This is a genomic window from Massilia sp. YIM B02443, assembly GCF_030411955.1.
Classification (GTDB): domain Bacteria; phylum Pseudomonadota; class Gammaproteobacteria; order Burkholderiales; family Burkholderiaceae_D; genus Telluria.
On sequence record NZ_JASNRA010000012.1, the window covers coordinates 159,790 to 173,116 of the forward strand.

The 13,327-nt window shown below is 69.7% G+C and carries 11 protein-coding genes; 6 read left to right on the forward strand and 5 right to left on the reverse strand.

Going from position 1 to position 13,327, the window contains the following annotated elements; genetic code table 11:
- Positions 1-16 precede the first annotated feature (16 nt).
- From QPK27_RS14215 to QPK27_RS14235, 5 genes are all read left to right on the forward strand, one after another.
- Positions 17-1,348 carry a paraquat-inducible protein A gene (locus QPK27_RS14215; protein ID WP_290418904.1) on the forward strand — a complete coding sequence of 444 codons (1,332 nt, stop codon included), beginning with the start codon at positions 17-19 and terminating at the stop codon, positions 1,346-1,348.
- Positions 1,341-2,999, forward strand: coding sequence for an intermembrane transport protein PqiB (locus QPK27_RS14220; RefSeq protein ID WP_290418905.1), 1,659 nt, complete (start codon positions 1,341-1,343; stop codon positions 2,997-2,999). The genes QPK27_RS14215 and QPK27_RS14220 overlap by 8 nt, the downstream gene beginning before the upstream one ends.
- Positions 2,996-3,613, forward strand: coding sequence for a membrane integrity-associated transporter subunit PqiC (locus QPK27_RS14225; protein ID WP_290418906.1), 618 nt, complete (start codon positions 2,996-2,998; stop codon positions 3,611-3,613). Before QPK27_RS14220 ends, QPK27_RS14225 begins: the two co-directional genes overlap by 4 nt.
- 108 nt (positions 3,614-3,721) lie before the next feature.
- Positions 3,722-4,447 carry a hypothetical protein gene (locus tag QPK27_RS14230; RefSeq protein ID WP_290418907.1) on the forward strand — a complete coding sequence of 242 codons (726 nt, stop codon included), beginning with the start codon at positions 3,722-3,724 and terminating at the stop codon, positions 4,445-4,447.
- A gap of 20 nt (positions 4,448-4,467) precedes the next feature.
- A complete protein-coding gene (locus QPK27_RS14235) occupies positions 4,468-4,962 on the forward strand; it encodes a hypothetical protein (RefSeq protein WP_290418908.1) in 495 nt (164 codons plus the stop codon).
- Between the two features lie 28 nt (positions 4,963-4,990).
- On the opposite strand, the gene QPK27_RS14240 is transcribed toward QPK27_RS14235, so the two are convergent.
- The 4 genes from QPK27_RS14240 to QPK27_RS14255 all read right to left on the reverse strand — a co-directional run bounded on the left by QPK27_RS14240 (position 4,991) and on the right by QPK27_RS14255 (position 10,732).
- A complete protein-coding gene (locus QPK27_RS14240) occupies positions 4,991-6,070 on the reverse strand; it encodes an SDR family oxidoreductase (RefSeq protein WP_290418909.1) in 1,080 nt (359 codons plus the stop codon).
- Positions 6,071-6,190: 120 nt separating this feature from the next.
- The gene (locus QPK27_RS14245) at positions 6,191-8,176 is read right to left on the reverse strand and encodes a bifunctional diguanylate cyclase/phosphodiesterase (RefSeq protein WP_290418910.1); all 1,986 of its coding nucleotides are present in this window, start codon (positions 8,174-8,176) and stop codon (positions 6,191-6,193) included.
- Positions 8,173-8,697 (reverse strand): YfiR family protein, encoded by a 525-nt coding sequence (locus QPK27_RS14250; RefSeq protein WP_290418911.1) that lies wholly within the window; start codon positions 8,695-8,697, stop codon positions 8,173-8,175. Before QPK27_RS14250 ends, QPK27_RS14245 begins: the two co-directional genes overlap by 4 nt.
- Position 8,698: 1 nt before the next feature.
- Positions 8,699-10,732 carry a TonB-dependent siderophore receptor gene (locus tag QPK27_RS14255; RefSeq protein WP_290418912.1) on the reverse strand — a complete coding sequence of 678 codons (2,034 nt, stop codon included), beginning with the start codon at positions 10,730-10,732 and terminating at the stop codon, positions 8,699-8,701.
- Between the two features lie 240 nt (positions 10,733-10,972).
- Here QPK27_RS14255 and QPK27_RS14260 point away from each other — a divergent pair, with 240 nt between their 5' ends.
- Entirely contained in the window at positions 10,973-13,099 is a 2,127-nt protein-coding gene (locus tag QPK27_RS14260; RefSeq protein ID WP_290418913.1) for an ATP-binding protein, read from the forward strand.
- A 15-nt stretch (positions 13,100-13,114) separates the two neighbouring features.
- Here the strand turns inward: QPK27_RS14260 and QPK27_RS14265 are convergent.
- On the reverse strand, positions 13,115-13,327 hold a 213-nt coding region (locus QPK27_RS14265; RefSeq protein WP_290417924.1), incomplete at its 5' end, for an acyl-CoA dehydrogenase family protein.

Sequence of the window (13,327 nt, forward strand, 5' to 3'; positions counted from 1 at the left end):
TGAAAGACCGCGCGGAATGAAACCTGGTGAGCTGATCGGCTGTCACGACTGCGGCTGCCTGTACCAATGGCAGCCGCTGGCGGTGCGCGAGCGTGCGCGCTGCACGCGCTGCCGGCTCGAGCTGTACCGCTGGCATGCTTCCGGCCCGACCGCCCAGACCGACGCCATGGTGGCGTTGACGCTGGCGGCGGTGCTGGTGTTCATCCTCGCCCAGGCTTTCCCGATCGTCAATCTGCGACTGGCCGGCATGACGTCCGGCGTCACGCTGCTGCAAGCCATCGGCGTGCTGTGGGGCGAAGGCATGGGCGTGATCGCCACCATGGTGCTGCTGTGCGCCGTGGTGTTTCCCGGTATCGAACTGAGTGCCTTGCTGTACGTCGCCATCGGCCTGCGCCATCGCCGCCGCGTGCCGGGCTTCAACCTGGTGCTGCGCACGGTGCAGGGGGCGCGCCATTGGGCGATGACCGAAGTGCTGATGATCGGCATCCTGATCACCGTCATCAAGATGACCAGCCTGGCGCGGGTGGAGCCGCATCCGGGCCTGTTCGCGTTCGCCTTTCTCACGATCCTGTGCGCGATCGTGATGCGCTACGAACCGCGCGCGCTGTGGGCGCTGGCTGACCGCCAGGTGCCGCAGCCGGACGACGTGCGCCGCCATCAGGCTGCGGCTCGCCACGACCATCACGACCATCACGACCATCATCATGGCCAACCGGCGGAGCTGGTCGCCTGCGATACCTGCGGCCTGGTCAACCGCCTCGACGATGACGCACCCGCTTCGGGTGCGCATACGAATGCCCATTGCTGCCGCTGCGGCGCGGCGCTGCACCGGCGCATCCCGAACAGCATCGCCTGGACCTGGGCCATGCTGGCCGCCGCCACGCTGCTCTACATTCCCGCCAACATCCTGCCGGTGATGTACACCGAATCGGTCGGCGGCACCGAAGGCGACACCATCATGAGCGGCGTGCTGCTGTTCTGGAATACCGGTTCGCCCGGTCTGGCCATCATCATTTTCATCGCCAGCGTGGTGGTGCCGGTCTCGAAGCTGGTGGCGCTCGCGTGGCTCAACGGCTCGGCCCAGCTGCGTTCGCGCGCGGCGCCGCTGGCGCGCACCCGCACCTACCGCGTGGTGGAATTCATCGGCCGCTGGTCGATGCTCGATATTTTCGTGGTCACCCTGACCGTGGCGCTGGTGCGCTTCGACCTGCTGGCGGTGATCACCGCCGGTCCCGGCGCGATCGCGTTCGGCTGCGTCGTCATCCTGACGATGGTCGCCTCGGCACAATTCGACCCGCGCCTGATCTGGGACCCGATCGATTCACATGGAGAACACCGACATGTCTGAACAGGACGGCGCACGCCCGCCTGCATCTTCTTCCGCACCCGGCCCGCTGCCGCCCGCCGCCGGTCCAAGCGACACGCGCGCGCCCAGGCCGGCGATCGACCGTCCCAGCCGCTGGCTGCCGTCCCTGATCTGGATGATCCCGGTGCTGGCCGCCATCATCGGCGCCTGGCAGGTCGCCGTCTGGTTGGGCAACCGCGGCCCGACCATCACCGTCACCTTCGCCACCGGCGAAGGGCTGGAAGCCGGCAAGACCCAGGTCAAGTTCCGCGACGTCGACATCGGCAAGGTGGTGGCGGTGCGGCTCGGCGAAGACGCCAGCCGCGTCGTGGCCGAGATCCAGATGGCCAAGGAGGCGCGCCGCTTCACCGCCGCGGACAGCCGCTTCTGGGTGGTGCGCCCGCAGATCGGCGCCGGCGGCGTGTCGGGCCTGAACACGCTGCTGTCCGGCGCCTACATCGGCGCCGCGCCCGGCGCCAGCGAGGAAACCAGGGACGCCTTCGTCGGCCTGGAGACCCCGCCCGCCGTGCCGTATGGCCTGAAGGGCCGCGAATACCGGCTGCATGCCGACAGCCTCGGCTCGGTGGCGCCGGGTTCGCCCGTGTATTATCGCCGCGTGCGCGTCGGCCAGGTGGCCTCGGTCACGCTCGACGCCAGCGGCAAGGGGATCGACATGTCGGCCTTTGTCGAAGACAAGTACACGGCGCTGGTCGGCCCCGACACGCGCTGGTTCCACGCCAGCGGGGTCGACCTGCGGCTGGACGCCAACGGCCTGAAACTCAACACGCAATCGCTGGCGGCCCTGGCCACCGGCGGCATCGCTTTCGAATCGGTCGATGGCGGCAAGCCGGCCGCGCCGGCGCCGGCCGGCGCCCACTTCGTGCTGGCCGAAGACCGCACCGCCGCGCTGCGACCGCCCGATGGTCCGGCGGTGAGCGCGGTGCTGTACTTCGACGGCTCGCTGCGCGGGCTGGCGGTGGGCGCGCCGGTGGACTTCCGCGGCATCGCGCTGGGCGAGGTGCGCAGCATCGGCGTCGAGTTCGACCGCGCGCGGCGCAAGCTGAGCATGCCGGTGACGGTCGACCTGTACCCGGGCCGCCTGGGCCAGTCGTTCCTCGAGACGCTCAACAGCACCACCGGCGGCGACGCGCTCGGCCAGATGGTCGCACGCGGCCTGCGCGGCCAGCTCAAGAACGGCAACCTGCTCACCGGCCAGCTGTACGTGGCGCTCGACTTCCACCGCAACGCGCCCAAGGCGCAGTTGACCATGAGGGAAGGCCAGCTGGTGTTCCCGACGGTGCCGGGCCAGCTCGACGAACTGCAGACCCAGGTGGCCAACATCGCGCGCAAGCTGGACAAGATCCCGTTCGACGAGATCGGCAATAACCTGAACAAGACGCTGGTCCAGGCCAACGCCCTGATCGCGCGCCTCGACGGCCAGGTGCTGCCGGAGATGAAGGACACCTTGACCGCCGCCAAGCAGACCTTCGCCAGCGCCGAAAGCCTGCTGTCGCAGGATGCGCCGCTGCAGTCCGACCTGCGCCGCGCGCTGCAGGAAGTGACGGACACGATGGAGAAGCTGAACGACCTGGCCGATTATCTCGAACGCCATCCGGAGTCGCTCATCCGTGGCAAACCGCAGGAGAAGAAATGAAGGGATTCCCATTTGCCGGCAAGGTGCAGGCCCTGAGCGTGGCCGCCATCGTGGCGGCGCTGGCCGGCTGCGCCAGCGCGCCGCCGGACCAGTTCTATACGCTGACCGACGGCGCGGCCGCTCCCGGAGCCGCTTCGGTCGCCGCGCCGCTGTATATCGAGATGCGTCCGGTGACTGTGCCCGACCAGGTGCGGCGCAACCAGATGGTGGTGGTCAAGGGCGACGGCCAGGTCGACCTGCTCGAACACCATCGCTGGGCCAGCAAGCTCGATGACCAGATCGGCAGCGCGCTGTCGCTCGGCATCGCCGCGCAACTGGGCGCGGTGGACGTGTACAGCAATCCGGCGCCGCCCGCGGCGGCCGTGTACCGCATCAGCGCCAGCGTGCAGCGCTTCGAATCGAAGCTGGACGACTATGCGTTGATCGACACGGTGTGGAGCGTGCGCCGCACCGGCGAGCGCGCGGTGCTCACTTGCCGCAGCGTGTTCCGCGAAACGGCCGGCGCCGGCCATGCGGGACTGGTCGCCGCGCACCGCGCGGCATTGTCCAAGCTGTCGGCGCGCATCGCCGACGGCGTGCGCGGCCAGGCGGCAGGTCAGGGCGCCGGCTGCTGATCGCGCGATCATTCGAGCAAGACCCTCGGGAGGACACGCCATGCACCGTGCGTTGGATCCGCAGCGTCGCGCCAGGTCGGAAGGGGCGGTAAAGCCGGCGGCGCACTAATGAAGGCGCTGCGCCGCTTCATGTCGCAGCTGCGCTACGCCTGGCTGCTGCGCGCCGAACACCTGCTGCTCGCGCGCCAGGAGGCCACGATCGAACGGGCCTTGGCCGCCGCACCGGTGCGCGAGCTCGGCCCGGCGCACCACCCGCTGATCCGCAGACTGCGCGTCACCTGGGTGCCGATCGAATCCGGAGCGCCAAGCTTGCTGACCATGTTTCCCTTCGGTTGGGGCCAGTCGACCGGGCGCGTCGGCGCGGCGCTGATCGGCAAGCGCGACGAGGCATTGCTGGCGAAAACGCTCGTGGAAGCGAGCGCGGTGATCCCGCAGCTGGCTGCCGGCGCGGCGACGCTGCGGCCCGGGCGCTACGCGATGCCCGCGGACATGCTTGCCTATTTCGAGGCGCCCGAGAGCGGCGTCACCGGCGACGGCATGTTCGATTTCCGCCAAGAGCATGCGCTATTGCTGCGTTACTGTGTCTGGCGTAGGGATCTGCTATGGCGGCCATGTTGGCCGCTGCCGAATGTCGACGGCAAGCGGCCCTATGGCGCCAGCGCGTATGTCGAGCTCGACATGGCGCGCATCCTTGGGCAGCCATTTCCGCTCGACGATGATGGCAGACCGGTCGTCGACGAGGAAGCGGCAGCGTCGTTGCTGGCGTTGCACGATCAGATGACCGCCGCGCTGCAGGTGTTCCTGGTACATGCGGTGCTGCCGGACCGGCTATAGGACAGACACGAAGGACCACGATGAGCTTCGATATCTTTCTCAATGTGTTCGAGCGTGGCGAATTCTCCAGCATGCCGCTGTCGGTGGTCGAAACCGCGTTCGGCAGCGCGATCGTACGGCGCGCAGACAGCGACCATGGCGTCGTTTGGCGTGTCGACTACCCGATCGTCCCCGATCCCGCGCTGCCGGACGTTGTCGAAATGGATGGACGTACTTACCCGAGCGTCGTGTTCGACGGCTCGGACATCTATCTTCACGTGCTGCCGGGTAGCGGGCCTGCCATGACGGCCGGCTTCATGATCACGCGGCCTGCAGCCAATGAAGCGTTCTACAAGTCGTTGCTGGATCTGCTGCAGTCAACCCATTCAGTGCTGTTCTGGCCAGGCGATCAGGCGCTGGTCGTCGGCCAGGCGTCCACCATCGAACACCTGCCCGAGGACATGATCGGCACGCTCGGGAAACCGTTCCTGGCAACCGAGCCCGGGCAAATCCCCGAGCGGATCCGGGCCAGCTGAAGCCGGACCGTGACAGCGAGAGGGCGGATCAGGGAATCAGCCGCTCGGCGCGCAGGCGTTCGAACAGGTCGAAGAACGACGCGTCGGTGGCCTGGTAGGCGCTGAAGCCCAGCCTGCGGCTGTTGGCCATGTCGGTCATGACTTCCAGCGGACGGCCCAGGTCGAGGTCGGTATGCCAGGCCGAGGCCAGGCGGTCCAGGTCCGCCTCCACCAGAGCGTGCTTCTGCGCGATCTCCTTCCACAAGGCGTGGTCGTTGGCCATCGCCGCTTCCAGTGGCTGTATCGTGCCGTTGAAGCCGGCCGCTTCGACGCCGAAATAGGCCGCCAGTTTCGGCCACAGCCAGCTCCAGCGGAACACGTCGCCGTTGACGATGTTGAAGGCTTCATTGCGCGCCGCGTCGGTGTCAGCCGCCCACACCAGCTGTTTGGCCAGCATGCGCGCGTCGGTCACGTCGGACAGGCCGTTCCACTGCGCGCCCGAGCCGGGGAACTGGAACGGGCGGCCGGTCTCCTTGCAGATGGTGGCGTACACGGCGAGGGTGGTGCCCAGGTTCATGGCGTTGCCGACCGCCAGGCCGATGATGGTGTGCGGACGGTGGATGCTCCAGGTGAAGCGGTCGCGCTCGGCGGCGGCGTAGACTTCGTCTTCCTGCGCATAATAGAAATTCTCGAGCGGCAGGCGGGGTTGCGATTCGCGCAGCGGGGTGTCGGGCAGGGTGCCCGAGCTGGCGTAGGCTTCGAACGGTCCCAGGTAGTGCTTGAGGCCCGTGACCAGGGCCACGTGGCGCACGCTCTTGTGCGGCGCCACGGCGTCCAGCAGGTTGCGCACCAGGGCGGCGTTGACGCGGATGTTCTCGGTTTCGGTGTCCTGGCGCATCCAGGTGGTGATGAAGACGTGGGTCGGCGCAGTGTCGACGAATGCGTCGGCGAGCGCAGTCTTCAATGCGGCGGCGTCGAGCAGGTCGGCGGCGACGTGGCGCACGCCGGGCAGGTCTTGCGGCGGACGGCGCGACAGGCCGACCACGTTCCAGCCGTTGGCCAGCAGTTCGCGCGCGACGTGGTTGCCGCCGATGCCGGTGATGCCTGCGATGAGTGCCGTGCGTGTCATGGGTGCTCCCGGTGTGTGAAAAGAGGAGGCCAATTGTAGGCGGCGGGCGCGAATCGTGCCCGCACGGGCGTGTGAATGGCGCGCGTCAATATCCGGTTCAAGCCGGCACCGGCATGGATGCTATGCCGCCGCCAGCCGCTCGCCCGGCGCCTGCTCGCCCGGCATCTGCTCGTCCAGTACCTGCGCGCGCAGCGCCCCCAGCGGCACCGGCCGGCCCAGCAGATAGCCTTGCGCATACTCGCAGCCGGCCTGCTGCAGCCACTCAAGCTGGCCGCGCTCCTCGACGCCCTCGGCCACCACGGTCAGCCCGAAGCCATGGGCCAGCCGGATCACGGCGCTGGCCAGGGTCTTGCCGTGCTCGGGCAGCGGGCGCACGAAACTGCGGTCGATCTTGAGCTGGTTGATCGGGAACGACTGCAGGTAGGCCAGCGACGAGTAGCCGGTGCCGAAGTCGTCGATCGACAACCGCACGCCGAGCGCGCGCACCGCCTGCATGAAACCGATGGCGGCGGCGCGGTCCTGCATCAGCATGCTCTCGGTCAGTTCCAACTCCAGCAGTNACAACCGCACGCCGAGCGCGCGCACCGCCTGCATGAAACCGATGGCGGCGGCGCGGTCCTGCATCAGCATGCTCTCGGTCAGTTCCAACTCCAGCAGTTCGGGAGCCAGGCCACTCGACGCCAGCACCTGTTCGACGCAGCGCAGGAAGTCGGGGTCGCGCAGCTGGCGCGCCGAGACGTTGACCGCCACGTGCAGCGCCAGGCCGGTGTCGCGGCCGAGCGCGGCGATGTCGCCGCAGGCGCGTTCCAGCACCCAGCGTCCGATCTCGACGATCAGCCCGCATTCCTCGGCGATCGGGATGAATTCGTCGGGCCCGATCGCGCCCAGCTGCGGATGGGTCCAGCGCAGCAGCGACTCGACCCCGACCAGCCGCTCGGCGCGGTCGAACTGGGGCTGGTAGTGCAGCGCCAGGCCGCCGCCGGCGAGCGCGCGGCGCAGCTCGCGTTCGAGCAGCGCGCGGCGCTGGCTGGCCTGCAGCATGGCCGGCGCGAACACGCCGACGCAGTCGCGCCCGGCCGCCTTGGCGTGGTACAGCGCGGCGTCCGCATTGCGCAGCAGCTCGTTGCAGTCGGCGGCGTCGTCCGGGAACACGCAGCAGCCGGCGCTGGCGGTGACGCCGACCTCGATCTCGCCCGCTTGCGGCGGTGCGCGCAGCGCCGCCATCAGGCGCTCGGCGTCGGCGCGCAGGCCGGCGCGGTCCGGGGCACGCACCAGCACCACGAACTCGTCGCCGCCAAAGCGCCCCACCATGTCGTCGGCCCCGGCCGCGGCGCGCAGGCGCGCGCCGGCCTGGCGCAGCAGCGCGTCGCCGGCGCCGTGCCCGGCGCTGTCGTTGACCAGCTTGAAGTTGTCGAGGTCGATCAAGACCAGCCCCGCTTGGGCGCCGTCCGCGCGCGCCTGGCGCAGCGCAGCGGCGATCTGCTCCTGGCTGCCGCGCCGGTTCGGCAGGTCGGTGACCGGGTCGGTATAGGCCAGGTATGCCAGGTCGGCTTCGGCGCGCGCCACGCGCAGGCGGCCGCGCCGCAGCAGCAGCGCGCTGGCCAGCAGGGCGCCGAGCGACGCCACCCCGAACAGGGCGGCGTAGTTGCGCAGCGCGGTGTCGATCTCGATGGTCTCGGCGCGCAGCAACAGGCCGCCCAGCGCGCGATCGCGCCAGGCCACCGGATGGCGCAGCGTGGCCGGGCCGAACCAGCGTGGCGCCATGCGCGCCAGTGCGCCGGGCGCGCGCATCGGTCGGCGAAACGCCGCGAACTCGCGCCCGGCGGCGTCGTACACCACGGCTTCGGCCATCACCGGATCGGCCTGGAACGCGCGCAGCACGTCGCGCGCGGCGTCGCGGTCGCCGAACATGAGGGGCGCGACGACGTTTTCTGCGAGCATGCGGGCGTGGATCTCGACATCGGCCTGCAGCCCCTGGCGCAGCGTGACGAACTGGTACGACAGCACGATGCTGCCGACCACCAGCAGGCCGGCGGCGGCGGCCAGCAGCTGGCCGGCGCGCAGAGTGCGCGCGATGCGCGGCGGATGGGGGATGCGAGTATTCATTCTACGGTCCTGGCCAGGCGCAGCAGCTTGGAACTGATGCGCAATCCCGCGCGCGCCACTTCGCGGGTGTCGATGTCGAATTGCAGGTGCTCGTCGTTGTCGACCAGCGTGATCGCGGCAGCGCTTGCGGGCGCGGCGCCGGCGCCGTCGCGGATCACCAGCGTGCCGGCGCCGGCGGCACCGGCGACGGCCGCTTCGGTGCGCCCCAGCACCAGCACGTCGCAGGCCGGCGCTCGCGCCTGCAGGTCGACCAGTTGCCAGACGCGCCCGGCCGCCTGGCGTCCGTCGTAGGCCTGCAAGGCGCGCCCGAGCGCGCTGGCGCGTTCGGCGCACACGGCCAGCGCGGCGCTCGCGGCGCCCGTGGCCCTGGCGGCTGGCGCCGGCCAGCTGGTGAACTGGACGAAGTTGTACACATAGGCCGCCTTCATGTCGGCGTCGCGCACCTGGGCGAGGCAGGCGCCGGAGGCCAGCAGCGCGCCGCCGACGGCCGCGCAGGCCAGGCGAACCAGTGCGCGCCGCATGTCAGAATCCGAACGCCAGGCGAACGAACGCCGAGCGCCCCTGGCGCTGCAGCGCTTCCTGCACGAAGGCGGGGCCGGCCGGGTCGGCGTAGCGGCGGTCGGCCAGGTTGAAGACGCCGGCCGCCAGTTCGGCGCCCGCGACCAGGCGCGTGCTCGACAGGTTCAGGTTGGACACGCAATAGCCGCCCACGGCGCCGCCGGCGCCGGCGCGCGCGGTGAGGCGTGCCGACATGCACTGCAGCTCGGCGCCGAGGCGCGCGCGCAGCGCCGGCAACGGCAGCACGGCGTTGACCTTGCCCAGGAGGCGCGGCGAGTCGGGCAGGGTGCGGCCGGCGCCGTCGGTGGCGCGCTGCCAGGTGGTGCTGGCGCGCACCCGCGCATTATTGTCGAACAGGTGTTCGAACGAGGCTTCCAGCCCGCGCGCGGCGGCGCGCTCGAGGTTGCGGTAGATGAGCAGGCCGCTGGCGGGGTCGGCTTCCTGCGCGATCAGGTCGCGCATGCGGTAGGTGAACAGCGACAGCCGGGCATGGCTGGCGCCGCCGAAGGCGCGTTCCAGCACCGCTTCGGCGGTCGAGATGCGTTCCGGCGCCAGCGCCGGGTTGGGCAACTGGCCGCCGTCGCCGGCGACGTGGTAATACATCTCGTAGGCGTTCGGCACCCGGTACGCCCTGCCGTAGATCAGCTTGAAGGTGGCGCCGTCCGGCACCCGGTACAGCAGCGCCACGCGCGGGCTGTTGCTGCGCGCGCCGGTGCTGTGCTGGTCGTGGCGCAGGCTGGCGTTGACCAGCACGCGCCGGCCCAGGCGCAGCTCGTCCTCGACGAACACCCCGCGCCGGTTGGCCGAGCGCCGGTCGTCGAGCAGGCCGAGATAAGGGGCGGTGTCGTAGTTGAACTGGTCGCGCCGCGCGTCGCGCTGGGCTTCGGCGCCGAACAGGATCTTGTGGCCGGCCAGGCGCGTGACGGTCAGGTGGGCGCCGGCGCCGTACCAGCGCGCGTGGGCGCCATCCACGTTGGGCCGGGCCAGGCCCTCGGCGTCGGCGTAGTAGTAGTGGCCCAGGTAGTCGGTGCTGCCCCAGTGCCCCTGCAGCGCCAGCGCGACGCCGGGCGCCAGTTCGCGCCCGTAGCCCAGCTGCGCGGTGGTGCGCGCATCGGTGGTGTTGCTGGGCGCGCCGAACAGGGCGCCGTAGGAGGCGGTCGGCAACTGCTTGGTGCGGTGCACGTGGTTGGCCGAGAACGTGAAGCCGCCGGCGCGCGCCTTGAGCATGAACTGGCGCGCGCCTTCGCCGTCGCGCCCGCGCGCGACGCCGTCGCCGGCGGCGTCGTCTAACTCGGGGTAGTACAGCGTTTCGCCATCGTGCGTGAGGGCGCTGGCCGCCAGCAGCAGGTCGGCCCCGCGCTGGTCGTGCCAGCCGTAGCTGGCGCGCAGACGGCGCTCGCCGTCGCTGCCGGCGCGCAGCGCCACGCGCGCACCGGACAGCGCATCGCCATCGCGCGTGATGACGTTGATCACGCCGAGCAGCGCGTTCGAGCCGTACATCGCCGAGCCGGCCCCGGGGATGAACTCGATGCGCTGGACCAGGTCGATGTCGACCAGGCCGTCGTTGCCGAGCATGGCCTGGTCATACAGCGCGTCGTTGACCCGCACGCCGTCGACCGTGAGCAGGAAGCGGCTGTTGTAGTCGCCCGGGCGCAGGAAACCGCGCGCGCCCAGATAGGTATAGTTGCGGTCGTCCGTGACGTACAGCCCGGGCAGCGAGGCGAGCGCCTCGGCCAGCGTGCGCCAGCCGTGGGCGCGGATGTCGTTCGAATTCAGCACCGAGACCGCCGCCGGCGCTTCCAGCGCCAGCTGTTCGAAGCGCGAGGCGGCCTTGACCATTTTCATGCCCATCAGTTTTTCGAGCGGCATCTGGACCAGCGCCGGCTGCGGGTCGGCTTGCTGGGCGTGCGCCGGCCATGCCAGGCAGGCAAGTGCGGCCGAGAACGCGGCAAGCCGTGGCCGGGGGCGAACAGGGCGGTGTGGAAATGGTGGATGCATGGTTGTCGGCGGCGTCTGGACAGCCACTGCCCGTGGTTTTTGGTGAGATTCTTAAAGTCAATTAATGATATCAGAGGGAAATCCTGATGTAGTGAATTTTCCGGTTCTCGATGGACAAAATGCGACAGTCACCGGCTCCTCGACAGAGTGGCCACGGCAGCCGTCATGCGCTGGCGTACGCGGCACTAGCGCGGAATATGCGACACTGAAGACGGCGTCAAGGCTCGTGGGAATGTAACGATGAAAAATCAGCAATTCGTGGATCTCGAGGACTTGTGCAACAACGCGACGGTAGCCTTGTTCGTGATGAATGCAGACCAGCACTGCGTCTACATGAACCCGGCGGCCGAGCAACTGACCGGCTACACCCTGGCCGAGGTGCAGGGCGCGCCGCTGCACGATTTCGTGCACCACACGCGCCCGGACGGCAGCCACTATCCGCTCGAGGAATGCCCGATCGACCTGGCCGCCCCGGCCAATATGCAGGAGCAGGGCGAGGAAGTCTTCGTCCACAAGGACGGCACGCTGTATCCGGTGCGCTTCACCGCCAGTCCGATCCGGCGCGACGGCCAGGCGGTCGGCACCGTGATCGAAGTGCAGGATGCGCGCGCGCTACGCAAGCAGCAGCACGAACGCGAGGAACTGTATGCGATCGCCTTGCTGATCTTGCAGGAACTCGACCACGAAAAGATCGTGCAGGCGGTGACCGACAGCGCCACCCGGCTCAGCGGCGCCCAGTTCGGCGCCTTTTTCTACAGCGTGCGCAACGAGGACGGCCAGCCCTACACGCTGTACGCCATCTCGGGCGTGGCGCGCGAGCACTTCTCCAAATTCCCGCTGCCGCGCGACACCCACTTGTTCGGCCCCACCTTCCGCGGCGAAGCCACCATCCGCAGCGACGATATCCGGCGCGACCCGCGCTACGGCCAGACCGGGCCGCACCATGGCATGCCGCCGGGCCACCTGCCGGTCACGTCCTACCTGGCGGTGCCGGTGCGGCTCGGCAATGGTGAAGTGATCGGCGGCATGCTGTTCGGGCATGAGCGGCCGGGCGTGTTCCGCGCCGAGCACGAACGGGTGGTCGAAACGCTGGCGGCCCAGGCCGCCGTCGGCCTGAACAAGGCCTCGCTGTACCAGGACGCGGTGTTCGCGCGCCGCCGCGCCGAGCACGACGCGCTCGAGAAGCAGCGCCTGTACGAAGACGCCGAGCGCGCCAACCAGGCCAAGGACCAGTTCCTGGCGACGGTGTCGCACGAGCTGCGCACGCCGCTGACGGCGATCCTGGGCTGGGCGCAGATGCTGGTGGCCGGCAGCCTGGAAGGCGCGATGGCGCGCCACGCGGTGGAGGTGATCGAACGCAACGCGCGCGCCCAGGCCCAGATCGTCGACGACCTGCTCGACATCTCGCGCATCGTCAACGGCACGCTGCGCCTGAACGTGCAGCTGTTCTCGCCGCAGGCGGCGGTCGAGGCCGGGGTCGAGGCGCTGCGTCCGGCGGCAGCCAAAAAGGGTGTCACGATCGGGCTGCTGGCCGATCCCCAGGCCGGCCCCATCTTCGGCGACCCCGACCGTCTGCAGCAGATCGTCTGGAACCTGGTGTCGAACGCGGTCAAGTTCTCGTCCGCCGGTGGACGGGTGCACGTTGCGCTGCAGCGCAGCCAGGCCAGCGTCCACATCGTCGTCAGCGACAAGGGCGAAGGCATCGACGCCGATTTCCTGCCCTTTATCTTCGACAAGTTCACGCAGCAGGACGCGAGCTCGAACCGGCGCCATGGCGGGCTGGGACTGGGGCTGGCGATCGTCAAGAAACTGGTCAGCCTGCACGGCGGCGCGGTCGAAGCGCACAGCGACGGCCCGGGCAAGGGCGCCGCGTTCGCGGTCAGCCTGCCATTGGCCCCGGCCCCGGCATCGTCCGCCGCGGCCGGCGACGCCGGCCCCGGGCTGCTGGCGCACGACCAGGAATATGGGCTGGAAGGCGTCGCGCTGCTGCTGGTCGAGGATGACGACGACACCCGCGAGATGCTGGTGCGGGTCTTGTCGGGCGCCGGCGCGCGGGTCGAGGCGGCGGCCGACGCGCAACAGGCGCTCGCCATGCTCGATGCGCGGCGCCCCGACCTGATCGTCAGCGACATCGGCATGCCCGGCATGGACGGCCATGGTTTCATCGCCGAGGTGCGCCGGCGCGAGCGGCGCGATGGCGTGGCCGCAACGCCGGCGGTGGCGCTGACCGCTTACGTGCGGGTGGAAGACCGGCTGCGCACCCTGACCAGCGGCTTTCAGATGCACGTGCCCAAGCCGGTCGAGCCGGCCGAGCTGTTGACGGTGCTGTCGACGCTGCGCCATTGGCGCGCCGCGCCGCCGCCGTGACGGCGGCGCCGGGGATCAGAACGCGGCGATGCCGGTCTGTGCACGGCCCAGGATCAGGGCGTGGATGTCGTGCGTACCTTCATAGGTGTTGACCACCTCGAGATTGACCATGTGGCGGATAATGCCGAACTCGTCCGAGATGCCGTTACCGCCCAGCATATCGCGTGCGGTGCGGGCGATGTCCAATGCCTTGCCGCACGAGTTGCGCTTCATGATCGAGGTGATTTC